Here is a 25,906-nt window from a genome sequence, read left to right on the forward strand (position 1 = left end):
CTGCATTCCTGCCCCAACCGTAATACAAAACATCCGGTAGCCATTTACCATATTAATCTTGTAGCGGCAGTGATCGCTGCCAGCTGCACGCAATAAAAAAGCACAGTCAAAAAGACTGTGCTCATTTTTAACACTATCATTCTCTCAACTATGGCTTATTCCGCTTCAGCTACCACTTCCTTCACTTCCGGGATCATACGCTTCATCATGCCTTCGATACCGGCTTTCAGTGTGATCATGGAAGAAGGGCAACCTGAACATGAGCCTTGCAGCATCAACGTCACAGTTCCATCTTCGTAGTCTTTGAACTGAATGGCGCCACCATCCATTTCAACAGCAGGCTTCACGTAGTTTTCAAGCAATTCTTTAATACGCTTTACCACATCAGTATCGTCTGCACTTACTTCGTTCCCGGCAACTGGTTTGTCAACGATCTCATCTTCGTTCACAACAGGACGGTTATCTTCCAGATACTCTTTCAGAAAAGCTTTTATAGTAGGGATAATATCATTCCAATCAGTTTCAGAAGTTTTTGTCAGCGTTATAAAGTTCGCCATAATAAACACACCCCTGATGAACGGGAAACTGAACAATTCAGCTGCCAGTGGAGATGGTTTTGCACTTGCTTCATCCGGAAAGTCAATATGCTTACCTGGGTACAGGAGCTTGTTAGCAACAAACTTCATGGTTTCCGGGTTCGGCGTCATTTCAGTATATATGCTGATGATGGGATTTCCTGTTTTAATCATGGTATTCTAAACTTTTGATGGAACAAAGGTAACTACTTTCAACTAGAATCTGAGGGAATTCAGCCCTTTTAACTATTACATTTTTCAATAGGGATATAGATAAAATCGCATGGGTTACACCCTGAATTTACCCCGGCAGAGCCGGGATAAATTTTTTCGACTAATTATTACATTGCACATTATTCTATATATTAACTTTATGGAAAATAACGCCATCATTGAGTATGCCTTCTATTAAAACATTGCATGCACGCAAAAGAATAGCACTGATCGCCCATGATCATAAGAAAGCTGAGCTCGTAGAATGGGCCCTATATAATAAAACCGTACTCTGCCGCCATGAACTGTACGCGACAGGTACCACAGGCAAGCTCATTGAAGAAAATCTGGACGTGCCTGTCAGAAAATTATTATCAGGCCCCCTGGGTGGCGATCAGCAAATCGGCTCTATGATTGCCGAAGGCAAAATTGATGTGGTAATCTTCTTCTGGGATCCTATGGAGGCACTTCCGCACGATCCGGATATCAAAGCCCTGCTCCGCCTTGGTGTAGTATGGAACATCCCTATGGCCAGCAACCGTACCTCTGCAGATTTCCTGCTTACATCTCCGCTTATGCACCAGGAATATGAAGTACGCTTACCTGACTATTCACAATATCTCGGTAGAAAAGTATAGCACTCATTTCGTCCCAATCTGACCTAATCTTTTCAATTATTCATCTTTCTTAGAAAGATCGGCACCGTTTGTGCTGCAAAGTACTCCTTACTAGCCAGTTAGGTGTTTTCCACACACCTTGCCGGAGAGTAATCGGGTTTCCTTATTTTCGCAATTTTTCAGGTCTTAACGTATTGTAGAATGGTGAAACACTTATTAGTGGCCGCTTTCCTCCTGGCAGGCTTTTTCAAACCGGTCCAGGCGCAGCTGCCACCCAAACGGGAACTAAGAGCCGTATGGATAGCAACAGTAGAGAATATCGATTGGCCTTCCCGCAGAGGGTTACCTGTTGAACAACAAAAACAGGAATTTATCAACCTTCTCAATACACAACAGCGTAATGGCATGAATGCCGTAGTGGTACAAATCCGCCCGGTAGCTGATGCTTTGTATGCTTCACCCTTTGAACCCTGGTCAGAATACCTGACGGGTACACAGGGACAGGCTCCCAATCCTTATTATGACCCTCTTCACTTCATGATCGAGGAAACACATAAAAGAGGAATGGAATTTCATGCCTGGTTCAATCCTTATAGAGCCGTATTCAATGCCAGTCGCAATAATGTGACAGGGAACCATATTTCCAGAATGCGCCCTCAGTGGTTCCTCACTTACGATAACAAAAAGTACTTTGATCCGGGCATTCCCGAGGTACGGGAATATGTCACACAGATCATTCGAGATGTAGTACGTCGTTATGACATAGATGCTGTTCATTTTGATGATTACTTCTATCCATACCGCGTACCAGGTAAGGAGTTCCCTGATTATGCTTCCTTCCGTCAGTATGGACAGGGTATGGAAAAAGACGACTGGCGCCGGTACAATGTAGATACCATCATACATATGGTGAGCATTGCTATCAAACAGGAAAAAGCATGGGTGAAGTTTGGAATAAGTCCGTTTGGCATCTGGAGGAACAAGAATAAAGATCCGGAAGGGTCTTATACAAGTGGTACCACCAATTACGATGATCTGTATGCAGATGTACTGAAATGGCTGAAGAATGGCTGGATTGATTATGTAGCTCCGCAGCTATACTGGGAAAGAGGCTTCCGGGTAGCCGACTACGAACTGCTGCTTAACTGGTGGGCTCAGCATGCTTATGGACGTCATTTGTATATCGGCCATGGAGTGTACAGGATCAACAGCAATGCCGCCTGGAGTAATCCGAATGAATTGCCGGTGCAAATCACGGAAGCCCGCACACTTAATACTGTACAGGGAAGTATGTTTTACAGTGCCAAGTCCTTCAATGGCAACCCAAGGGGCATAGAAGATAGTCTGCGGAATCACTTCTATCACTATCCAGCCTTACGTCCCATTATGCCATGGCTGAATGGGAAAGCTCCTGAGTCTCCATATTTTGCTGATGCATTTGAAAGACCCAATGGATTGCATTTACACTGGGTAGATGGTGATACAACCAATCGCACAACACAATATGTGTTATATCGTTTCGAAGGCAGAGAGGTGATCAATCTGAATAATCCTGAAAAGATATTGACCATCTTAACACAAATGTCAGATCCGCAGTATGTAGACCCTACCTACCAGAAGGGAAAAGAGTATACTTATGTGCTCACATCTCTCGACAGAATGCAGGATGAAAGCCTGGCAAGTGATCCAATGTATATAAGAATAGTTGGTGGAAAAGCGAGATTCTATTTCGATCCTCAACCATAATAAAACCTCCGGGCGACCGACCCGATGGTTCGCATAAAAAAACCGCTGCCTGAGGCAGCGGTTTTTTTATGCTTATTTTTTATTTGTAGACTTCCATTACCGCTCTACCCACACAACCACTCGGCATCTGTATCTTCAACATCGCCGCTACTGTTGCCGCAATATCCGTCATACTCGTCTTCTCATTAGTATACCCATGCTTTACATGCCAACCCATGAACACCATTGGAATATGTGTGTCATAAGGCGCCCATGTACCATGCGTCGTACCTTTCAGACTGCCCTCATACCATCCTGGATCAGGAATTATAATCACTGCACCATCGCGCTTAGGATAGTATCCATTGATTGCCATCTGTTTAATTGGTTCAGGTAAGGCGCTGTTTCCTATATTATCCAGATCTGCGGCAAACTGAATCCCCGGCACTGTCTGCAGATAATACACCGCTTCTTTCTTCACTGCATCATAATCCAGCTTTGCAGCTTTGATCTTCTTCACATCGAAGTCTACATGGTAATTGTTGGTGCCAAGTACCAGACTATCCACACCAAATACATTTTTCAGATCAGCTGTCAGACCAGATACAATTGCTTTATCATTCACCAGTCCTGAAGGAATATCATATGCCTGCAGGAAGCCTACAGAATGAGAAGCACCGTGATCCGCTGTCAGGAACACCAGGTAATTTCCCTTACCTACTTTCTGATCAAGGAAAGTGAAGAAAGAGGCCAGATCCCTGTCCAGACGCAGATAAGTATCTTCTACCTCTATGGAATTAGGTCCAAACTGGTGCCCTACATAATCAGTAGAAGCACAGTTGATTGTCAGGAAATCGGTCGCCGTTCCGCTACCCAGACTGTATCCGTTCACAGCAGCTTTTGCAAAATCCAGTGTAAGGGTATTTCCATTTGGGGTAGCCCGCAGACTACCTTTACTTACTTTATATATAGCAGGCAGATCATGAGGGAACTTCGGACTGGTTTCCCCTTTGTAAGTATTTTCCCAGCTCACATCATCTGCGGAACTCTGTATATATGTATTGATCGGGTAAAGCGTCTCCCACGGTTTGGACATCAGTTCAGCAGGTTCATTTTTTGCATTGAACTGTTTTACCCATTCAGGAAGTTCTTTCATATAGTAACTGCTGGTCACGAAAGACGCATTGCTGTCATCCAGCCAGAAAGCGCCATTTGCTATATGCCCGGCAGGCAGAATAGAAGCACGATCCTTCAGAGAAACACCAACTACTTTGGAACGGAAGTTCGTTGCGAGCCTCAGTTCATCGGTGATGGTAGAAGCAAGCAGACTACGAGGAGACATCTTACCGGCGTCAGAAGTAGTTCCGACAGGTGTAACGGTCGAATCTTCCGTGCAATAGAATTCCCTGCCAAGTGCCTGGTCAGTCCAGCCATTACCCGTAATGCCATGAATGGCAGGTACTGATCCGGTAAAAATAGTACTGTGCCCTACAGCGGTGTAGGAGGGGAGGTGCGTGATGAAGGTGTTTTCACATGTAAATCCTTCGCCCAACAGTCTTTTGAAACCACCGGTTCCGTAGCGGTCGGCATAACGGTATAAGTAGTCCCAACGCATCTGGTCTACAACGATACCAACTACCAACTTAGGGCGGGCAACTGCTGGTTGTGCCTGTGCCATTACAGTATCTTTCTGACCGAAAGTACAAGCAAGTACCACCGCCAGAGCGGATAATGTTTTGTTCATATTGCTCATAATATTGATAATTTCCTGATTGTCACCGCAAAGATGTGTATTAATTAGGATAAACAACCTCCATTCATCAAATGAACAGGTGGATCTTATCAATGGCAATACGGGATTAGTTCAGAAGCGCACTTTTTCTGAATTCAAGCGGCTTCATCCCGGTTTGTTTCTTAAACAACCTGGTAAAGTAGGACGTATTCTCGAAGCCAAGGTCGTAAGCTATTTCTGCAATTCCCTGATTCGCCGTTCTGAGAAGGTTTTTTGCCTCACCTATCAATGACAGGTGAATTAGTTCGAGGGCGGTTTTCCCTGTTTCCTGTTTGAGCACATCTGTCAGATAACGGGGAGAAAGATAAAGCTGACCAGCCATATAATTAACAGAAGGCAATCCCTTATCTTTTATCCCTCCATCTTTAATGTATTGCTGAAGTATTGCATTGAACCGGGTGGTTGTTTTACCTGAAAGCGCTGTCCGGTTGATGAACTGGCGCTTATAAAACCGCTGCGAATAATTAAGGATAGAAGCGACATGCCCCAGTATAATTTCACGGCTATATTCATCCTGGTTCAGGTTATACTCAGTTTCAATTTTTTCACGTAGCTCCCATATAGTCGCTTCTTCCTTCGGGGATAAATGCAATGCCTCATTTACTTCATAATCAAAGAAACCATATTTCTGGATGGCCTGGTACAGGTCATGGCCATTCAGATAATCTTCATGAATAAAGATCATAAATCCGGCTTCTTCCAGTTCCAGGTTGCGCATTTCTATAATCTGCCTTGGCTTCATAAAATACATAGAGCCATTTGAATGATCATAGGGTGTACGCCCATACATGATAACACCTGATTTAAGCTTTTTAAACGCAATTACATAAGCATCGGTCGTAAATTCCCGATCGCCCAGGGGGCAGGACTGCTGACAGCCTATCATACTAATCATAGTATTTTCGGGTGCCGGCCATCCATTTTCCCGGTGTAACTCGCTCAGGGTTGTAAAGTGTTTCATAATTGTAAATTTACTGAAACAGAAGTATCAACCGTGTGCAGCTACAGCTACATTATCCCAAAGCTCCCATTCGGCTATTTTCTTTTGAAACTCAACCCTGGTTTTACGAAGACCCAGATTTCCCAGGAACAGGCGCAGTGGAGGGTTTTTAGCATCTATCAGTTGTAATATCGCATCAACGGTCGCTTCAGGATTACCATATTGATCTGCCGGCATGCCCTCAGTTTTAAATAGTTCCTCCCGTACATGATCGTAAGCCTTTAGGGGATTGGCCCTTACAGCAGAACCACTACCAAATTCCGTTTTATATCCGTTCGGTTCTACCAGGGTAACATGGATGCCAAAGCCTTCCACTTCTTTGGCCAGTGCTTCGCTTAAACCTTCTACTGCAAATTTGCTGGCATTATACATTCCTAATATCGGCAAAGACCATACACCTAATACACTGGATAACTGTATGATATGACCGTGCCCCTGTGCCCTGAAAAATGGCAGTGCTGCCTGTGTTACAAACAAGGTTCCTAATACATTGGTATCAAGAATATCACGGGCGTCTTTTTCACTCAATTCTTCCACCGCACCAAAAAGGCCATAACCGGCATTATTAATTACAACATCCAATATCCCGAAATGTAAAACTGCCTTTTCCATAGCTTCGTTCACAGCTTGTTTATTGGTAATATCCAATGTCAGCGGCATAAAGGTAGCAGGGTACTTTATAACCAGGTCGTCGTAAGCGCTGATATTTCTGGAAGTAGCTACTACTTTGTCTCCTCTTTCCAACAATGCACTGATCCATATCCTCCCAAATCCTTTAGAAGCTCCTGTTATAAAAATCGTTTTTGACATGATTGAAGTTTTTAAACAATTAATGTGATTTGTGCAGGTACTGAAATTTAATGTCCGTGGGCGGCGATGCTTACTTCTTTCCAGGTCTCAATGTCTTTCAGACGTTGTGTATATACCTGTTGTATAGCCTGGTAGGCAATTTTACCAAACAGCAAGCGTTGGGGAGGATTAGCATTATCCACCAGGTTCAATAGCGGAGCAATGGTGGCTTCAGGTTTACCCCAGGTGTCAGGATGTTCTGCAGATTTTGCAAATGCCTCTCGTACAGGTGCATAATCTACGATGTCTGAGCTGGTTTGTGAAGCAGATGCACCAGCCCAGTCAGTGGCATACCCGTTAGGTTCGATCAGTGTAGTCTTAATACCTAAATGGGCAGTTTCTGTACCAACGGTCTCAATCAACCCTTCCACTGCAAATTTTGAGGCATTGTATAATCCCAGTAACGGAAGGGTGGTCAGACCCAGGAAGCTGCTAACCTGTATAATATGTCCGTTTTTCTGTCTGCGCATTACAGGCAGTACGGCTTGTGTAACCCATAATGAGCCGAAGAAGTTGGTTTCCATCTGAAGTCTGGCCTGTGCTTCGGTAGTTTCTTCGGTAGTACCAAATAATCCATACCCGGCATTGTTGATCAATACATCTATGCGGCCAAATTTTTGTTCAATGGTCTGCACCGTATTAAATACTTCTTCCCGGTTATTTACGTCCAGTGGCAGCGGCAGCAGGTTATCACCATAAGTAGCTACCAGTTCATTCAATGCTGTGGTATTGCGTGCTGTTGCGGCTACCTTATCGCCACGTTTTAAAAAAGCTTCTGCCCATAATTTTCCAAACCCTTTAGAGGCACCCGTGATAAAGATTACTTTGCTCATGTTATACTGTTTTAATGATTTGATATAGCAAAGCTAGACCAAGCCATCCCGGCAGAATAGTCCGTTTGAGCGGAAGAATAGCACAGAAATACGGAAGCTGAAATAGAAGATGAAATAGTTGTTATAAAGAATGACTGGCTGGTTATTCCCCGTGACGCCGTAGTACCGTCAGGCTGCAATAAAAATGCCGCCAGCTCCCGTTTGACTATCAGATCGGAACTGGCGGCTATAGCCTGTTGCATTGCTGCAAATTGAACAATCAGAAAAGAGGGAATTCGCTAACCAGCATGAAGGCCGGTTTCCCTCTCAAAAAAAACGCCTCAATTGATGAGGCGCATTATTTATAATTTATTAAATCTATCCGGATAATCTGTAATAATCCCATCTGCGCCCATCGCCTTCAACCGTTTCATGTCTTCTATATCTGCTACTGTCCATGGTACTACTTTCATCCCTTTGCTATGACAATAATCCAGTAACTCTTTCGTCACCAAAGAAAAATGCGGGTTATAGAACTTAGGTAAAAATCCCAGTCCTTCCAGCTGCTGATAAAGAGACACATTCTTATCCCCTGTCAGGAATCCCAATATTACCTTCGGATATTTTTGGTGCAGCACCTGCAAAGGACGCATATCAAAAGACTGGATCAGCAGCCTGTGTCCCAGCTTTTTTAACTGTTTCACCTCCATAAGTTTCTCTACATATTCCTCCGGAGCGGGTTGTTCCTTGCCATCCGTTTTCTCAGAAGACTTGATTTCCAATAAATAATAAACTGGCGCCTTATGATGCATCTTATTATATGCTTCTACAGAATCAATCATTTCAGACAGGAGGGGAGCATAGGTCCTCATCCGCTGTTGCTGCGGAAACTTAGAATACGGTTTTTCACCAATTCGAAAAGGCCGGATATCGTTATAATTCATCTGGTAGAAGATATAATTACCTCTTTCTGATGGCTGGATCTCACTACCATCTGGTTTGGTAGTATATGCAGGGTCAAACGAAGCATCGTGATACACTACTACTTTGCCATCTTTCGTAATGTGCACATCAAATTCTAAGGTATTTGCGCCATCTTCGATCGCCCGGATCATAGCGGGGATTGTATTTTCGGGCATTAATCCCCTTGTTCCCCTGTGTCCTACTTTAAAAAATGCTGGCAAAGGTGCAGTAGCCATCACGGCGGGCAACAGGGCTACTACCATCATCAAAGTCAATAAAGATTTCATCTTATTCATTGGATTTAATAACATTCTCTTTTCAAATCTTTCTTTTTATTTCGCCGTTCCCGGTAGTCCACTTTCGTTTTGACTTTCTATTCGGTGGCAGAAAATAATATTTTGTTAACTAGTTTTCAATGTGATAACCCCAAAAAATGCTTTTATACGTCAAAAAGCGCACTTTTTCATAATATTTTTTTCCGTTTACATGTGTAAAATTCAACAACATGAAAGTACTTTTGTAACCAATTGAAGCAATAAAATCTTTTGCGCGTATGTCAATGATAAATATCGCTGAGCGACATAAATATATATTAGACCGCTTAGCGGAAAAAGGATATGTAAATGTAATAGACCTGTGCAAAGAACTTGATGTCTCTGGTGTAACGATCAGAAAGGACCTTAAGTTACTGGAAGACAAGGCTTTATTATTCCGTTCACACGGCGGTGCCACAGTTAATAATCCTTATATCAATGACAAACCTGTAAATGAAAAAGAAAAACTGCGCCGGGACGAGAAGAACCTTATTGGTGCAGCTGCTGCCACCCTCATTGCACATAATGACGCCATAATCATTTCTTCTGGTACAACTGCACTGGCATTGGCCAGGAATATTCACCCCAAAGGACATCTCACCGTAATTACTCCTGCACTCAATGTAGCACAGGAACTGCTGCGCTTTCCGGAAATAGAAGTATTACAACTGGGCGGCATTGTACGCAACAGCTCTTCTTCTGTAACTGGTAACTATGCCGAACGCATCCTCGCCGATTTCTCCTGCAGTAAATTGTTTCTCGGCATTGAAGGCATAGATATTGAATTCGGACTTACAACTACAAATCTAATGGAAGCGCAGCTAAATCAGCGCATGGTAGCTGCGGCACAAAAAACAATCGTCATTGCCGATTCATCTAAATTCGGCAGGAGAGGATTCGGTAAGATATGCGGACTGGAAGATATCGATGAAATCATCACCGATAGCGGTATCTCTGCCCATATAGTAAAAGCCGTGGAAGAGATGGGGATTAACGTGACTATCGTATAGTCCAGGATTTCCCACTTAATATATTATATAACCCCATTTTATTGGTTGCTATAGCAACCAGTGCGGATTTCCTATGCTTATATTAAACTAATTCCCAACACGATCTGCTACTACAAGGGTAAAATACGTCCACTTTCATGGTCGCCACTTACTATATTCTAACAATAGCCTATACTTTTTTAATCTTTTCTAAATTTTTAGTGTTATACGCATGTTTTACTAAAAAATACCGGCTTCCTTTAGTATCTTTATACCGTTCCCGAAACAATTACGGTACCTCCACCGCACCTGATACAATGGGTGAAGTGTGTGCCAAGGTCAAAAAATCTAAACGAATGCAAGAAGTGAAGCAATTGCAAGGACTGTACCACCCGGATTTTGAACATGATGCATGCGGAACAGGCTTTACTGTCCACATCAAGGGCCGTAAATCGCATCAGATCATCCGGGATGCGCTTACCATGTTGGAAAATATGGAACACCGCGGTGCATGTGGCTGTGAACAAAACACCGGTGACGGGGCAGGGATTCTGATCCAGCTCCCGCACGAGTTTCTGTATGACGAGTGTCTGAAAATTGGTATTAGTCTGCCAGAATTTGGTAAATATGGCGTGGGTATGGTATTCTTTCCAAAGGAACCACGATGGAGAGAAGAATGCCGCGAGATCCTGGCCCGTGCGGCAGAGAAACTTGGCCTCGATATTCTTGGATATCGCAAAGTTCCTGTGCGCCCCGATGGCATTGGTGAAAGCGCCCTTTCAGTAGAACCTGAAATTGAGCAGGTATTTATTGCCTGTCCTCATCATATCACCGACAACGATGAGTTTGAACGTAAACTCTTCGTGCTCCGTAATTATGTGTCTAAAACCGTAAGGAATACTGTTCCTAAGGAAAAAGCACTGTTTTACTTTGCCTCCCTTTCTACTAAAACGATTGTATATAAAGGCCAGCTGACTACCTACCAGGTACGTCATTATTATGCCGACCTGAGCGACGAGAAGATGGTATCTGCCTTCGCAGTAATCCACTCCCGCTTCGCTACCAATACTTTCCCAAGCTGGAGGCTCGCTCACCCTTACCGTTATATCGCGCATAATGGTGAGATCAATACCCTCAAGGGTAACCTCAACTGGCTCCGCGCCGGGGAAAAAGACTTCGTTTCCAAATACTTCTCTCAGGAAGAAATGGATATGATCTCTCCGATCGTGGAAGAAGGTCAGTCTGACTCCGCCAGCCTGGACAACGTTGTGGAACTCCTGCTCCTCACCGGTCGCTCCCTTCCTCATGTAATGATGATGCTTATCCCAGAAGCATGGGATGGTAACGAAGACATGGATCCGGTAAGAAAAGCATTCTACGAATATCACGCATCTCTCATGGAACCCTGGGATGGTCCTGCCTGTATCTCTTTTACAGATGGTAAGATCATCGGCGGCACCCTGGACCGTAACGGTCTGCGCCCTGCCCGCTTCGTTGTTACAAAAGACGATCGTGTAATCATGGCTTCCGAAGCCGGCGTATTGCCAGTAGATCCAAAAAACATCAAAGAAAAAGGCCGTCTGCAACCCGGTAAAATGTTCATTGTGGACATGGAAGCCGGCAGAATCATCGGCGATGAGGAACTGAAACAGAACATCTGCTCTCAGCAACCTTATGGCGAATGGCTAAACAAATACAAAATCCGTCTTGAAGAACTGCCTGAACCACGTGTTACTTTCAGTCACCTGGAACCAGAGCAGATCTTTAAATACCAGCAAGCCTTCGGATATACTACCGAAGACCTGAATACCATCATCGCCCCAATGGCCCTGGATGGTAAAGAGCCAATCGGCTCTATGGGTACAGATGCTCCCCTGGCTGTGCTGAGTGATCAGCCACAGCACCTGACCAGCTATTTCAAACAGCTGTTCGCACAGGTGACCAACCCGCCTATTGATCCGATCCGTGAAAGACTGGTGATGTCATTGGCTACCTACGTAGGTAACAATGGTAACCTGCTCGACGAAAATCCACTGCATTGCCATGGTGTGGCCCTGCGTCACCCCATCCTGAGCAACTACGAACTGGAAAAGATCCGTAGCATCGATACCGGTCTGTTCCAGGCGAAGACCCTGCAAACCTACTTCCGGGCCGATGGTAAACCTGGCTCCATGGAAAAAGGGCTGCAACGTCTGTGCCGCTATGCTGTTGATGCCGTAGAAGATGGTTATGAAGTAATCATCCTCTCCGACAGAGCGATCGACTCCGAACATGCCGCTATCCCTTCTATCCTCGCTGCTTCTGCCGTACATCACCACCTCATCCGCAAAGGATATCGTGGTCAGGTCGGTATCATCGTGGAAGCCGGTGATGTGTGGGAAGTTCACCACTTTGCCTGTCTGCTCGGCTTCGGGGTTACTGCCATCAACCCCTACCTGGCCCTCAGCACAATCCGTGACATGAAGCTCAACGGCAAACTGGAAACTGAATATGATGTTGACAAACTGAAGAAGAACTATATCAAGGCTGTCTGCGATGGTCTCCTGAAAGTCTTCTCTAAAATGGGGATCTCTACCCTGCAATCTTACCAGGGTGCACAGATCTTCGAAATATTAGGTATCAACCGTCAGGTGGTAGACAAATACTTTACTGGTGCGGTATCCCGTATCCAGGGTATGGGCCTCGATGAGATCGCCCGCGAAACCCTCGCTAAACACTGGATGGGTTACGGTCGTAAGGAGACCCCTGTATCCCGTTTAGGTGTAGGAGGTATCTACCAGTGGAAGAGAAAAGGGGAATTCCACCTCTTCAATCCAACCACTATCCACCTGCTGCAGTTATCTACCCGCATGGGCGACTACAGCATCTTCAAGAAGTATTCTAAAGCGGTGAATGACCAAAGCGAAAGAGCAGCCACCCTGCGCAGCGTTTTCACTTTCAAACGTAACCGCCCTTCTATTACCCTTGATGAAGTGGAATCTGCGGAAAGCATCTTCAAACGCTTTGCTACCGGAGCGATGAGCTTTGGCTCTATCTCTCACGAAGCTCACTCAACACTGGCAATTGCCATGAACCGCATTGGTGCCAAGAGCAATACCGGTGAAGGTGGTGAGGATGAAATGCGCTATGAGAAATTGCCAAACGGCGATAGCATGCGCTCCGCTATCAAGCAGGTAGCCAGTGCACGTTTCGGCGTGACCAGCAACTATCTGACCAATGCAGACGAATTACAGATCAAAATGGCACAGGGTGCTAAACCCGGGGAAGGCGGCCAGCTGCCGGGCCATAAAGTGGATGAATGGATCGCGAAGGTACGTCACTCTACACCAGGTGTAGGCCTGATCTCTCCGCCTCCTCACCACGATATCTACTCTATCGAGGATCTGGCCCAACTGATCTTCGATCTGAAAAATGCTAACCGTGCTGCCCGCATCAGCGTAAAACTGGTGTCTAAAGCAGGTGTTGGTACCATAGCTGCCGGGGTAGCCAAGGCAAAAGCAGATGTAATCCTCATTGCTGGCTTCGACGGTGGTACCGGTGCATCCCCCATCAGCTCTATCAAGCATGCTGGTTTGCCATGGGAACTCGGTCTGGCGGAAACTCACCAGACACTGGTGAAAAACAAGCTGCGTGGCCGCGTTGTTGTACAGGCAGATGGCCAGCTGAAAACAGGCCGCGACATCGCTATTGCCACCTTACTGGGTGCGGAAGAGTGGGGGGTAGCTACTGCTGCTCTGGTGGCCGAAGGTTGTATCATGATGCGTAAATGTCACCTCAATACCTGCCCTGTAGGTGTGGCGACGCAGGATCCGGAATTGCGCAAACGCTTTAACGGCGATCCTGAAAACGTAGTGAACCTGTTTAAATTCCTGGTAGAAGAATTCCGTGAAATCATGGCTGAATTGGGCTTCCGTACCGTAAATGAAATGGTAGGTCAATCTGACTGCCTGCAGGTACGTGAGAACATCACCCACTGGAAATATAAAAACCTGGATGTATCGCAGGTTCTGTACAAAGAACCTGCTGACGAAACAACCGCGCTGTTCAAATCTGAAGAACAGGATCATGGTATCAGCGAAGTGATTGACTGGAAGCTGCTGAAAGCAGCACAGGCAGCCCTCGACAAAAAGACCAGGGTATTCCAGCAGTTCAATGTTAAAAATACTGACCGTTCTGTAGGTACAATCCTGAGCAATGAGATCTCTAAACGCTATCAGGGTGCAGGTTTACCGGAAGATACGATCCACTTTAAATTTGTTGGTTCTGCCGGCCAGAGCTTCGGGGCTTTCAACACCAAAGGTGTAACCCTGGAACTGGAAGGTGAAGCAAATGACTACTTCGGTAAAGGTCTCTCCGGTGCTAAACTGGTCCTTTATCCAAATGCTGAAGCAGGTTTCAAGGCGGAAGAAAACATTATCGCAGGTAATGTTGCCTTCTATGGCGCTACCTCCGGTGAAGCTTACATCCGTGGTAAAGCTGGTGAACGCTTCTGCGTACGTAACTCCGGCGCTACCATTGTATCCGAAGGCGTGGGTGACCACGGTTGCGAATACATGACCGGTGGTAAAGCTGTCATCCTCGGTGAGACCGGCCGTAACTTCGGCGCTGGTATGAGTGGTGGTATTGCTTATGTATACGACGTGAAAGGCAACTTCGCCGGCCGCTGCAACAAGGAAATGATCGACCTCGATCCGCTGGATCAGGAAGATGCTACCACGCTGCACGACCTGATCACCAAGCACCACGCTTACACAAACAGCACCGTGGCTAAGTTCATCCTGAAAGATTGGGAAAACCAGCTGCGTCACTTTGTGAAAGTATTCCCGAAAGAATACAAAGCCGTGCTGACCGCTTCCAAAACAAAGGAAAAGGTAGAGAAGTAGTAACATTAACAATCTAACGACAACCAACATGGGCAAACCAACAGGATTTCTGGAATTTACAAGAGAGCTGCCTGGAAAGAAAGCTCCCCGGGAAAGAGTCCAGAACTATAACGAATTCGTAGAAAGACTTTCAGATACCAAGCTGAATGAACAGTCTGCGCGCTGCATGAACTGTGGTGTTCCATTCTGTCACAGCGGTTGCCCGCTGGGTAACGTAATTCCTGAATTCAACGATGCAGTCTATCACAAAGACTGGAAAGAAGCATATGAAATCTTAACCAGCACGAACAACTTCCCTGAGTTCACAGGCCGTATCTGTCCTGCGCCTTGCGAAAGTGCATGTGTATTGGGTATTAATCAACCTCCTGTGGCAATTGAAGAAATCGAACGCCATATCATCGAAATCGCTTTCGACAAAGGACTGGTACAGGCCAAAGCGCCACGTATACGCACCGGCAAGAAAGTAGCCGTTATCGGTTCCGGCCCTGCCGGCCTGGCTGCTGCCGCTCAGCTAAACTATGCCGGCCACCAGGTTACTGTGTTCGAAAGAGACGATGCTCCGGGAGGTCTGCTCCGCTACGGTATCCCTGACTTCAAACTGGAGAAATGGGTAATCGACCGCCGCGTGAAAGTAATGGAAGAAGAAGGCGTTACCTTCCAGTGTAATGCCAATGTAGGTGTAAACGTCAGCGTGAATGACCTGCTCCGTGAATACAATGCGATCGTACTGGCTGGTGGCTCCACCATCCCACGCGACCTGAATATTCCCGGCCGCCAGCTGAAAGGCGTTCACTACGCAATGGACTTCCTGAAACAGCAGAATAAACGCGTAAGCAACCGCGCTGTAAGCGGTGAAGATATTCTCGCTACAGACAAACATGTTGTCGTGATTGGTGGTGGTGATACCGGCTCTGACTGTGTAGGTACTTCCAACCGTCATGGCGCCAAAAGCATCACTCAGATTGAACTGATGCCTAAGCCACCGGGAGAACGTACTCCTTATATGCCATGGCCTACCTATCCAATGGTGCTGAAAACATCCTCTTCCCATGAAGAAGGTGCTGACCGCCACTGGGCTATCGGTACCAAAGAATTCGTAGGTGACGATAACGGTAACCTGAAAGGCCTGAAACTGGTAGATCTGCAATGGAGCCTGGGCGTAGATGGTCGTCCGGGTGGATTTACAGAAGTACCTGGTTCTGAAAGAGAAGTACCTTGTGAACTGGCTTTCCTGGCAATGGGCTTCCTACATCCGCAACACACCGGGTTATTAGATGATCTGGGTGTTGAAAAAGATGAAAGAGGTAATGTGAAAGCAGGAGAGAAGGCGTTCCAGACTTCTATACCTAAGGTATTTGCCGCAGGCGATATGCGCCGCGGACAATCGCTGGTGGTATGGGCTATCAGCGAAGGACGCGAGTGCGCACGTAAAGTGGATGAATTCCTGATGGGTGTTTCCCAACTGGAAAGCAAAGACGCGTCTTTACCAGCAATGGCAGTGTAAAACACATAATCAGGATGTGGATGTTCGTATCTTTTTTCAAACCTGCTGATCGATACAAACACACATTAGTTACAAAGATTCTCATAAGCAGGTTTAGATTTTGTTGTAACCTTCAGCCGGGCCGGGTCTTTACCCGGCCTTTTCTTTTGAATAAACTATACAATAATGACGGGCCCTCCGGCACCAGCATTTTTGCCTATTTTTGTTTATCATGAAGCAGTCTCTCTTTATTTTTCTCCTTCTTGGAGCTATCAATAACGCCTTCGCCCAGATAGGCCATACCATCTACGACACCCACCAATACAATAAAGGCCTCTATAAATCTTTCGAAGAGTTCCGTAACAATGAACCCTCCGAAACCGGCAATATTGTAATAAAAGGTAAAACCACCGCCGCCCAGTTCTACCTATTGTCTCCGGCCACTGAACTGGTTGCTGTAGGCAATGACGGTAAAGAGCATAAAATAAAAAAATACTGGGGCTACTGCGACGGCACCAATCTATATGTCAGAGACAACGGTCTTCAGAAAATTGAAGAAGTCGGCTATTATTGCCTCTACCAGGTACGCGCCATTACCGCTTCCACTCCAAACGCAGCCACCGGCGGCATGGTGTTCAGCAATACGCCACCCGCAGTTGTCAGCAAAAAGGTTATTAACCTCGTCACCGGCAATTTCTACGATCTCACCTTATATAATATGAAGAAATTCATCCTTCCGCAGGATAGTGCCCTCATCAGGGAATTTTACCAGGACCCCAGAAATAAGGAGCGACTCGTCTACTATATCCAGAAATTCAATCAACGCAATACACCTAACTGGTAACTTTTCACTTATTAATACATACAAAAAAGCGCTTTTACGGACCGTAAAAGCGCTTTTTTGATTTTACCCCCTCTGTAGGTATAAATTTTGTTTAACTACTCTGTGTTTAAACAAGGGTCCGCCTAATGCGTTTTAACTCAATATTTTCTATGTAATCCTTTTACATGACAGCACCCGCAACTAACGATGAAAAACATCACGGCCGGCCCTGGTGGCGCTGGTTACTATGGGGAACTCTTATTCTGTTGATTATACCGGTGATGGCTGTATTAGTATTACAGCTGGAACCCGTACAGGACTTCATCCGTCGGCAGGGAGAACAGTATCTCCAGAAAAAATTGCATACAACTGTTCGTATCGGCTATCTCCGCATACGCGGATGGCAGTATCTGGAACTAAGAAATGTTTACGTGGCAGATACTTCCAAACAGGCATTGTTCTACTCAGGAAATTTGAAGGTTCGCTACAATCTGTTGGCATTTCTCAACAACGAACTACGGGTGAACGGCCTGGAATGGGATTCCGTTACCGCAAATGTGTACCGTAATGCCGGTGACACCGCCTTTAATTACCAGTTCATCGTGGATGCCTTCGTAACCAAAGACACGATCCCCGACACAGTAAGCACAAAAACTGGTACTACACTTCAGTTCCTCATCAAGGATGTTACCCTCAAACATGTGTCTCTCCGCTATGCAGATGTACCCGGAGGGATGACTGCCGTGGTCACTTTCCAGGAGCTCCATGTTGACCCCGACGATCTGCTCGTCGACCAGGGACTATACGCCGTTCGTGGACTGAAGATTGACGGTCTCAAAGGTTTCTTTACGCAGGACTACCGCCCAAAAGTATTGGCAGCAACGGCTCCACCTCCTGCCAGCGATACCTCCAGTTCTCCCTTCCACCTCATTCTCAAGAAATTAGAGATCGAAAACAGCTCCTTTCTCTACGCAGACGAGGGGAGTGGTCTGAGCACCGGCTGGAAAATAGGGAAACTACAACTTCTCAATTCCAGCATGGACATCGACTCTACACTGATACAGGTAGGTGAACTCTCCATTAGTCATACCGGGGGTATCTTTACTATGAATACCCCAAAAGACTCTTCTGCGCCGAAACCGACACCGGCTGACAGCACAGCCCCAAATACCTGGAGAGTACTGGCAACAAAAACAGAGCTTGATCATATCAACATGCGGTATGATAACAATACAGCTCCTGCCCCCAGGGGCGCGGGCGGTAAAGACCCAGACTATAACCACCTGTTCCTGAAAGATTTAGTCGCCCATGTAAGCAATATCAACTATAACGCTGATACCATCAGCGCTGTATTACACAGAATATCTGTGCAGGATAAATCAGGATTCGGTATCAAACAGGGCCACTTTGACGTATTGTATACCCCAACCACAATCGCGCTGCGCAATCTGTTGCTGGAAACAAACCGGAGTATCCTGCGTAAACACATCGTGCTAAACGCCCCTTCATGGTCTACCGTCTCTGACAACCTGGATCTCTTACAACTACAGGCTAACCTCGACTCCAGTCATATCACACTGGGAGAGTTCCTGCCGTTTGTACCAGATAGTCGTAAGAACCCGTCCATGAAACCGCTTTGGGATAAGGAGATCTTCCTGACAACCTCTCTCAAAGGCAGCCTCGGAAAACTGATCATCGAATCACTCAACCTCACTGACAATAAAGGCAATCATATCAACGCCAAAGGCGAAGTAGGCCACGTAACAGACGTAAACAACCTGTACGCTAACCTGCCTTCCATTTATATCCTCTCTGGTAATAAAGCCCTCCGCTCCTGGCTGCCTCCTGGCACTATGCCGGATACGCCCAGGTTACCGGAGCAAATGATCATTACCGGTAGTTTGCTGGGAGGTATGAAAGACATGAAGACCAGCCTGGACCTGAAGAGTAATGCCGCCATCGCCAGCCTGACCGCTCATCTGATTAACATCACTGATAGTATACATAGCAGCTATGACCTGACCCTGGCCTCTTTCCGTGTACAACCAGGTTACTTTCTCTATGATACTACCATCGGCTGGATCAGTGGCCGTATTATGGCCTCCGGCAAGGGATATACCTTTCCCGGGATGTTGGCCAAAGCAGATGCACACATCAATGAGGCCACCTACAACAGGTATACCTACCATGACATAAGCGTTAAAGCCAATATCGATAAGCAGCAACTACATGCCGAAGGCCAGAGCAATGACTCCAGTATCAACCTCTCCTTCAATGCAGATGGAACGCTCAATGATACTACCCTCCAGTCCCTGAAAGCCAACGCCCGGATTGTACGTGCAGATCTGTATACCACACACCTGTACAGCGATCCGTTTGAACTGAAAGGAAATATGGATGTAGATTTCAGTAGTTTAACCCCTGCGCGCCTGGATGGTAATGCCTTCCTCACCGGTTGGCAATTGGCTACCAACGGACAGGTGTTTGTTCTTGATACTATTTCCCTGCTCGCTGCCTACAAAGACCAGCAATACTTAAGTCTCACAGGGCCATTTGGTTTCATCAATGCAAATGGTAATATTGATTATACTAAGATCGGTCCTGCATTTGGACAGATTATCAACAAGCCATTGAGTCCCTACGATAGTGCTAAACTGGTAAAGCTACCTGCTGGTCAGCTATTAGCCTGGAATGCTGCCCTGACTTTTCCACGCAGCTTACAGGCCATGGCGCCAACTTTGCGCATGGAAAAGCCGCTGCTTGTAAGTGGTCGGCTAAACTCTGACAGTAGTTTACTTGTACTCAATGCGGCATTACCTAAACTGAGCTACGATTCCATCTTGCTGGACAGTCTGGCCATCGCCGCCAATATTGCAGATACCACCCTCAGGGCACAGGTTTCGCTGGCCGATATTCACCATAAGGTAATGCCATTGTATCACACCTCTCTTACCGCCGCTGCTACAGCAGGGAAGGTGAACTGGGATCTGCTGCTGGACGATCAAAAACGCAATCCAAAATATAAAGTCGGCGGCTTCGTGGAGTTCCTGCCAGACAATGCCCTGGCACTTTCCCTGAAACCAGATCTGCTGCTCGACCGCCAAAAATGGCAGGTGGATGAGGATAACCGGATTCATATTCACAATGGAGGTCCCGATACAGCGCATATCAGGTTATCCTACAATGACCAGTCCATTGCCATCCGGACAAATCCCGATAGTAGCAGTGCCAATAGTAAACTACCCGCGCTTGAAACTAATATCAAAAACTTCAAGCTCTCTACTATTACCGCATTACTCGCCGCAGATACACTGCTGGCTAACGGCCTGTTAAACGCACAGGCGACTGTGCGAAACCTGGATCAATCGCCGCTGATCAATTCAAAACTCACCGTTGATAGCCTGACATTCCGATCTTCTAATCTGGGAACACTCAAGGCAGAAGTGACCACGCCGCAAGCCAGTCAATATAGCCTGGATATGAGTCTCCAGGGAAATGACAACGACCTGCAGGTAAAAGGTACTTACGACTCGACCATCAATGCAACTGTGGATATCAACCAGCTGAATATGAAATCACTGGAGTCATTCACATTTGGCAATATGAACCGCATGCATGGTTCTGCAGACGGTCATTTCAATATCACGGGTACCACAGCCAATCCAAAGGCTACCGGTAACCTGCATTTCAATGACGCAGGTGGTACCATTACCTATGTAGGCGCCAGCATTACTATGCCTGATGAGAACATTGTGCTGGATGAAAAAGGAGTACAGTTCAATAGTTTTGTGATTGCAGACAGCCTGCAGAATGAGCTGATCCTGGATGGTCGAATCAATACTAAAGACTACGCTAATTTCAACTTCAACCTGAATATCAATTCGGACAATTTCATGATCCTGGGTAAACAGGTAGATCCGCAGCAAATGTATTATGGCCCTGCTTTCGTGGACACCCGTATCAAGATACGGGGTAACCTCGATCTTCCGAGAGTAGATGCATATGTGAAACTACGCGACAAATCAAATGTAACCGTAACCCTGCCCAGTGAAGAACCAGGTGTAGCCAACAGGGAGGGAGTGATCGTATTCGTTGACAAAGACAATCCACTGGATTCTTCGCTGATAAAAATGGTAGACAGTACCAAGCTGGAAAATCCAAGACTGAAAGGCATCAACTTCTCTGGAAATGCGGAGATCACACCTCAATCTACTATCCGCATTATTATAGACCCTGTGAATGGCGACTTTGTAGAGGCAAAAGGAACCGCCAGCATCAATGCAACACTGGATGCGAGTAGCAAAATGAGCCTTACCGGCCGTTACGAGATCTCTGAAGGTAAGTATGAAATGTCGCTGAACCAATTGATCAAGCGTTCCTTCTCCATAGAAAAAGGTAGTGCTATTACCTTTAGCGGAGATGCAACAGATGCAGATCTGGACATTACGGCCAAATATACCGTGAATGCGCAAGCCGCAGATCTGGTATCGGATCAGTTGACCAACCTCTCACAGACAGATAGAAACAAGTACAAACAGAAACTACCATTCTATGTGTATCTCCATATTAAAGGCAATCTGCTGAAACCTGATATTTCCTTCGAACTGGATATGCCTGAAACAGAACAGAATGCATTTAGTGGTAGTGTATATAACCGTATCAAACAGATCAACCAGATCCCATCTGAACTAAACAAACAGGTAATGGGTCTGCTGGTGCTGAATAGCTTCATTCCTGAAGATCCAATGGCGGGAGAGGGTAGCGGTGACTACGGCGTGAGCAACATGGCCCGCCAGAGTGTGAGCAAGATCCTCTCTCAACAGCTGAATAACCTGGCTGGAAACCTGATCAAAGGCGTAGACCTCAATTTCGATCTGGAATCAGATGAAGACTATTCTACAGGTTCTGCACAGCAAACTACCAATCTGAAGGTAGGGGCATCCAAGAGCTTGTTCAATGACCGGCTGTCTGTTTCTATTGGATCCAATGTGATGCTGGAAGGTGAATCTCAGGCGAACCCGAGCTCCCTGGTAGGTGATGTATCTGTAGAATACAAACTGACCCGCGATGGCCGCTATCGTGTAAGGGTGTATCAGCGTCAGGATAATACCACAGTGATCGAAGGCCAGGTGGTGGAAACCGGTGTTGCATTTGCATTGATCATGGATTACGACAATTTCAGAGAGATCTTCCAGCGTGCGAAAAAAGAAAAGAAAGCAGAAAGACTCCGTACCCAAAAGAAAACCAGTACTAAGCAATAAGATGGTTAAAAGCTATAGACATATACTAACTCCCTTTATGGTGGCTTTGCTCGCCATGGGATCCTATTCCTGCAGTTCTACCAAATCAGTACCGGAAGGCGATCGGCTTTATACCGGTACAACCGTAAAATGGGACGGCAGGAAGCCAAGAGATTATGGTACACTTAGTGCCAACCTCGCAAGCAGTGTCAGGCCGAAGCCTAATAAAAAACTACTGGGCATGCCTATCAGGCTCTGGTTGTATAACCTGGGCGGTAAGCCAAAAGGGAAAGGCCTCAACTACCTGCTACGCAATAAACTGGGGGAAGCCCCTGTGTTGTTAAGTTCCGTAAAAGCAGATTATACCGCCAATGTGTTGGAACAATACCTGGTAGACAACGGTTACTTCCAGGCGCTGGTTACTTCAGAAATAAAAAATTCGGGGAATAAAAAGGCTTCGGGGCTGTATACCGTCACCCCAAATCATCGCTACCGCATCAAGAGCGTGACCTACGAAACAGATAGCAGTGCGTTGGGTAAAGCAATTGCTGCTGCTTATAAAAACACCTCTCTGAAAATCAACCGCCCTTATAGATTAGATAGTATCAAGGCTGAAAGGGTGAGAATAAACAACATACTGAAAGACCAGGGCTACTATTACTTTACAGTGGATCATCTGCTGGTAGAAGTAGATAGTACGAACAATGGGATGGTGGATCTGTACCTGAAAGTGAAAGACGAAACGCCTCCACAGGCAAAGCGTCCGTATACAATGAAGAATATCACGCTGTACCCCAACTATTCACTGGATCAGGATTCTATGGCACGCAGGGGCACCCCTGTTTTATACAATGGGCTCCGTATTGTAGATTCAACTAAGAAATTCAAGCCCAGTGTATTTGACCGCATGGTCTTCCTGAAACCAGACAGCCTGTACCGGCTCAGTAATCATGACATTACCTTACACCGGCTCACAGATCTGGGTACATTCAAATTTGTAAAAGGGCAGTTCCGGCAGGTGAGGGGGGATAGCGCCAGACTCAATGCCAGTTTCTACCTTACGCCCTATCCAAGACGTAGCTTATCTGCCGAGTTGAGGGGTACTTCCAAGTCCAACAACTTTGCCGGCTCTGAATTGAAGATCACAGCAAAGAACCGTAACTGGCTGCACTATGCAAACCTCCTGGAAATATCACTCTCTGGTGGTCTGGAATGGCAGGTAGGTGGCGGAAAAGCAACAACAACAGCTGTCGGGGGTAATGGATATAACCTGAAGGCAGAAGCAGCGGTCACTATACCGCGTTTCTATCAGCCATTCTGGAACCTGAATGTACATACCCCATATGTACCCCGTACCCGTATCAGCGTAAGCTATGAACTGTTTAGCCGTAGCCAGCTCTATAACCTGAATGCTTACAATTTCCAGTTCCAGTATATCTGGCGCAAGACCCAGTACCTGGAGCATAAGTGGGCGCCGGTATCTATCACATACGTATTGCCTACTAAAACCACACCCGGATACGACAGCATCCTGAAAAATGATCCAAGCCAGCGGGCGGCGATTGAGAAGCAGTTTATCCTGGGTGGTAGCTACGACATCACTTATGACAACAAAGCATCTAATAAGATCCATACATTCTATATGAATGGCAACCTCGATTACTCGGGTAATCTGGCAGGATTGGTTGTGCCAAGGAATGATACCGGTATGAAGACCATTGTGGGTAGCCCGTTTGCACAATACATCCGATTGTCTGCTGACGTACGCCACTATTGGAAACTGAGTGGAGGAATTACATGGGTCAACAGGGTCTTTGCAGGTTTTGGTATGCCTTACGGCAACTCAACGACCCTGCCATTTGTAAAGCAATATTTCATAGGCGGAAGCAGCAGTCTAAGAGGATTCCGGGCGAGAACACTGGGTCCGGGTAGCTATCGGGATACCAGCAGTAAATATCTGGCCAATGAAGCCGGCGATGTAAAACTGGAGTATAACTCTGAACTACGTACCCATCTCTCGGGAATATTCAATGCCGCTGTATTTTTGGATGCAGGTAATATCTGGCTGAAGAAAGAAGTACCGGAGAAACCTGGAAGTCAGTTTAATGCAGGCAGATTCTTAAACCAGATCGCAGTGGATGCGGGGGCCGGTTTACGTGTAGATGCATCGATCCTTGTCGTACGCCTCGACGTGGCCTTCCCATTAAGGAAACCCTGGCTGCCCGAAGGAGAGCGATGGGTAATGAAGGACATAAAGTTTGGAGATCCGGACTGGCGCAAGGAGAACCTGATCCTGAATATTGCGATCGGTTATCCGTTCTAATTGGGTTATCTTAGCAGAGGTTGTTCATTTTCACTTTTTTTTAAAAGCCGGCATCAATCAACACCCTGGCAGTAATGAATTTTTGCGGTCGGAGATATGAAAAGTAAGATGAATCATACCATTTAGCAATATGCCTATGATTACAAAGAAATACACAAGAACCTTATTCGTGCTGTGTAGCGCGATATTGATTTTATTATCTTCCTGTAGCAGGAAAATTACAGAAAGCGGAAAAGCATCTTATTATGCTGATAAGTTTGAAGGAAGAAAAACCGCCAGTGGTAGTATCTTTCATCAGAACAAGATGACCGCAGCACATCGTACATTACCTTTCGGCACAAAGGTGAAAGTGGTCAATATAGCCAATGGCCGCACGGTAAAAGTGACCATTACAGACAGGGGACCCTTTGCAGAGGGCCGGGTGATAGACTTATCAAAGAAGGCGGCAAAGAAACTGGGAATGATCAGTACCGGTGTAGCACCCGTAGAAATAAAGTATAAAAAGAAGAAATAAAAAATGTGGGCAGCAACAAAGAGGAATTCCTCCTGTACTGCCCACATCCTCTTTACATGCCTGCTCAGGCGTGAACACCTTCTCCAATCTCTTCCACCATTTTCCTGCAAAAAGCAGGCAGATCATGTGGGTTACGGCTGGTAACCAGCCCATTATCCACTACGACCTCCTCGTCAACCCAGTTGGCACCGGCATTCACCAGGTCTGTTTTTAAAGAAGGATAGGAGGTAACCCTTCTACCTTTCAGTTCACCAGTTTCTATCAGCGTCCACGGACCATGGCAGATAGCAGCAATTGGCTTGCTATCATCAAAAAAACCGCTTACAAAGTTTACGGCTTCCTGATTCTCACGCAGGTGATCAGGATTCATCACACCCCCTGGCAATACCAGGGCATCATAATCTTTTGCATTGGCATCGCTTACAGTCAGGTTAACAGGATAGCTATTACCCCAATCCTTTTCAGCCCACGCTTTCACTTCTCCATCGTGGAGGGATATAACATCTACTTCTGCACCAGCATTTTTTAATGCCTCCAATGGCTTGGTAAATTCTACTTCTTCAAATCCATCTGCCACCAGGATGGCCACTTTCTTATTACTGAGCTTGTTTTCCATAATTCATGTTTTTAAATGATGGTGTTTAAGTGCTGATTATGCAGGTACAAAAACCCTTCCTTTTAACCTCCCGCTACCAGCGGGGTTTTTAACAGATGATTTCCCCACCGGAGTTGTCCACATTTTTACTCACATGCAGGTATCGTTACTCATTTTCCTTACATTTTTGTAGTAT

16 protein-coding genes are annotated in these 25,906 nt (G+C 46.0%); 9 read left to right on the forward strand and 7 right to left on the reverse strand.

From position 1 onward, the window contains the following. Positions 1-155: 155 nt before the first annotated feature. Entirely contained in the window at positions 156-749 is a 594-nt protein-coding gene (locus ABDW33_RS17850; protein ID WP_343691445.1) for a NifU family protein, read from the reverse strand. A gap of 224 nt (positions 750-973) precedes the next feature. On the opposite strand from ABDW33_RS17850, the gene ABDW33_RS17855 reads away from it, so the two are divergent. Continuing rightward, positions 974-1,426 carry a methylglyoxal synthase gene (locus tag ABDW33_RS17855; RefSeq protein ID WP_343691446.1) on the forward strand — a complete coding sequence of 151 codons (453 nt, stop codon included), beginning with the start codon at positions 974-976 and terminating at the stop codon, positions 1,424-1,426. A 180-nt stretch (positions 1,427-1,606) separates the two neighbouring features. After that, positions 1,607-3,151: a family 10 glycosylhydrolase gene (locus ABDW33_RS17860; protein ID WP_343691447.1), complete on the forward strand. Its 1,545-nt coding sequence runs from the start codon at positions 1,607-1,609 to the stop codon at positions 3,149-3,151. A 79-nt stretch (positions 3,152-3,230) separates the two neighbouring features. Here the strand turns inward: ABDW33_RS17860 and pafA are convergent, their stop codons facing one another. The 5 genes from pafA to ABDW33_RS17885 form a co-directional block, all read right to left on the reverse strand. Continuing rightward, positions 3,231-4,874 carry an alkaline phosphatase PafA gene (gene pafA, locus ABDW33_RS17865; RefSeq protein WP_343691448.1) on the reverse strand — a complete coding sequence of 548 codons (1,644 nt, stop codon included), beginning with the start codon at positions 4,872-4,874 and terminating at the stop codon, positions 3,231-3,233. Positions 4,875-4,989: 115 nt separating this feature from the next. Next, positions 4,990-5,883, reverse strand: a complete 894-nt coding sequence (locus ABDW33_RS17870; protein WP_343691449.1) for a helix-turn-helix transcriptional regulator — start codon at positions 5,881-5,883, stop codon at positions 4,990-4,992. A gap of 27 nt (positions 5,884-5,910) precedes the next feature. After that, positions 5,911-6,732, reverse strand: a complete 822-nt coding sequence (locus ABDW33_RS17875) for an SDR family NAD(P)-dependent oxidoreductase (protein ID WP_343691450.1) — start codon at positions 6,730-6,732, stop codon at positions 5,911-5,913. A 47-nt stretch (positions 6,733-6,779) separates the two neighbouring features. Next, positions 6,780-7,604, reverse strand: a complete 825-nt coding sequence (locus ABDW33_RS17880; RefSeq protein ID WP_343691451.1) for an SDR family NAD(P)-dependent oxidoreductase — start codon at positions 7,602-7,604, stop codon at positions 6,780-6,782. A gap of 341 nt (positions 7,605-7,945) precedes the next feature. Continuing rightward, complete coding sequence (locus tag ABDW33_RS17885; RefSeq protein ID WP_343691452.1) at positions 7,946-8,833, reverse strand: glycerophosphodiester phosphodiesterase family protein; 888 nt, start codon at positions 8,831-8,833, stop codon at positions 7,946-7,948. 266 nt (positions 8,834-9,099) lie between these two features. Between ABDW33_RS17885 and ABDW33_RS17890 the strand changes: the two genes are divergently transcribed. The 7 genes from ABDW33_RS17890 to ABDW33_RS17920 all read left to right on the forward strand — a co-directional run bounded on the left by ABDW33_RS17890 (position 9,100) and on the right by ABDW33_RS17920 (position 25,115). Beyond that, entirely contained in the window at positions 9,100-9,870 is a 771-nt protein-coding gene (locus ABDW33_RS17890; RefSeq protein ID WP_343691453.1) for a DeoR/GlpR family DNA-binding transcription regulator, read from the forward strand. Between the two features lie 335 nt (positions 9,871-10,205). Further along, on the forward strand, positions 10,206-14,732 hold the full coding sequence (gltB, locus tag ABDW33_RS17895; protein WP_343691454.1) for a glutamate synthase large subunit: 4,527 nt from the start codon (positions 10,206-10,208) through the stop codon (positions 14,730-14,732). Between the two features lie 28 nt (positions 14,733-14,760). Continuing rightward, on the forward strand, positions 14,761-16,236 hold the full coding sequence (locus tag ABDW33_RS17900) for a glutamate synthase subunit beta (protein ID WP_343691455.1): 1,476 nt from the start codon (positions 14,761-14,763) through the stop codon (positions 16,234-16,236). 211 nt (positions 16,237-16,447) lie between these two features. Continuing rightward, the gene (locus tag ABDW33_RS17905; protein ID WP_343691456.1) at positions 16,448-17,059 is read left to right on the forward strand and encodes a hypothetical protein; all 612 of its coding nucleotides are present in this window, start codon (positions 16,448-16,450) and stop codon (positions 17,057-17,059) included. 164 nt (positions 17,060-17,223) lie between these two features. Next, a complete protein-coding gene (locus ABDW33_RS17910) occupies positions 17,224-22,299 on the forward strand; it encodes a translocation/assembly module TamB domain-containing protein (protein WP_343691457.1) in 5,076 nt (1,691 codons plus the stop codon). 37 nt (positions 22,300-22,336) lie between these two features. After that, positions 22,337-24,601, forward strand: a complete 2,265-nt coding sequence (locus ABDW33_RS17915; RefSeq protein ID WP_343691458.1) for a BamA/TamA family outer membrane protein — start codon at positions 22,337-22,339, stop codon at positions 24,599-24,601. Positions 24,602-24,731: 130 nt separating this feature from the next. Further along, the gene (locus ABDW33_RS17920) at positions 24,732-25,115 is read left to right on the forward strand and encodes a septal ring lytic transglycosylase RlpA family protein (protein ID WP_343691459.1); all 384 of its coding nucleotides are present in this window, start codon (positions 24,732-24,734) and stop codon (positions 25,113-25,115) included. A gap of 64 nt (positions 25,116-25,179) precedes the next feature. On the opposite strand, the gene ABDW33_RS17925 is transcribed toward ABDW33_RS17920, so the two are convergent. Next, entirely contained in the window at positions 25,180-25,731 is a 552-nt protein-coding gene (locus ABDW33_RS17925) for a type 1 glutamine amidotransferase domain-containing protein (RefSeq protein ID WP_343691460.1), read from the reverse strand. Between the last annotated feature and the right edge of the window lie 175 nt (positions 25,732-25,906).

The organism is Chitinophaga sp. (genome assembly GCF_039596155.1).
Taxonomy (GTDB): Bacteria; Bacteroidota; Bacteroidia; order Chitinophagales; family Chitinophagaceae; genus Chitinophaga.

Bases quoted from the DNA above. Each gene is read 5' to 3' on its own strand.
- ABDW33_RS17870 (WP_343691449.1), bottom strand. From the start codon at position 5,883: ATGAAACACTTTACAACCCTGAGCGAGTTACACCGGGAAAATGGATGG.
- ABDW33_RS17920 (WP_343691459.1), top strand. From the start codon at position 24,732: ATGCCTATGATTACAAAGAAATACACAAGAACCTTATTCGTGCTGTGT.
- ABDW33_RS17905 (WP_343691456.1), top strand. From the start codon at position 16,448: ATGAAGCAGTCTCTCTTTATTTTTCTCCTTCTTGGAGCTATCAATAAC.
- gltB (WP_343691454.1), top strand. From the start codon at position 10,206: ATGCAAGAAGTGAAGCAATTGCAAGGACTGTACCACCCGGATTTTGAA.
- ABDW33_RS17875 (WP_343691450.1), bottom strand. From the start codon at position 6,732: ATGTCAAAAACGATTTTTATAACAGGAGCTTCTAAAGGATTTGGGAGG.
- ABDW33_RS17880 (WP_343691451.1), bottom strand. From the start codon at position 7,604: ATGAGCAAAGTAATCTTTATCACGGGTGCCTCTAAAGGGTTTGGAAAA.
- ABDW33_RS17885 (WP_343691452.1), bottom strand. From the start codon at position 8,833: ATGAAATCTTTATTGACTTTGATGATGGTAGTAGCCCTGTTGCCCGCC.
- ABDW33_RS17915 (WP_343691458.1), top strand. From the start codon at position 22,337: ATGGTGGCTTTGCTCGCCATGGGATCCTATTCCTGCAGTTCTACCAAA.
- ABDW33_RS17855 (WP_343691446.1), top strand. From the start codon at position 974: ATGCCTTCTATTAAAACATTGCATGCACGCAAAAGAATAGCACTGATC.
- pafA (WP_343691448.1), bottom strand. From the start codon at position 4,874: ATGAACAAAACATTATCCGCTCTGGCGGTGGTACTTGCTTGTACTTTC.
- ABDW33_RS17850 (WP_343691445.1), bottom strand. From the start codon at position 749: ATGATTAAAACAGGAAATCCCATCATCAGCATATATACTGAAATGACG.
- ABDW33_RS17925 (WP_343691460.1), bottom strand. From the start codon at position 25,731: ATGGAAAACAAGCTCAGTAATAAGAAAGTGGCCATCCTGGTGGCAGAT.
- ABDW33_RS17890 (WP_343691453.1), top strand. From the start codon at position 9,100: ATGTCAATGATAAATATCGCTGAGCGACATAAATATATATTAGACCGC.
- ABDW33_RS17860 (WP_343691447.1), top strand. From the start codon at position 1,607: ATGGTGAAACACTTATTAGTGGCCGCTTTCCTCCTGGCAGGCTTTTTC.
- ABDW33_RS17900 (WP_343691455.1), top strand. From the start codon at position 14,761: ATGGGCAAACCAACAGGATTTCTGGAATTTACAAGAGAGCTGCCTGGA.
- ABDW33_RS17910 (WP_343691457.1), top strand. From the start codon at position 17,224: ATGACAGCACCCGCAACTAACGATGAAAAACATCACGGCCGGCCCTGG.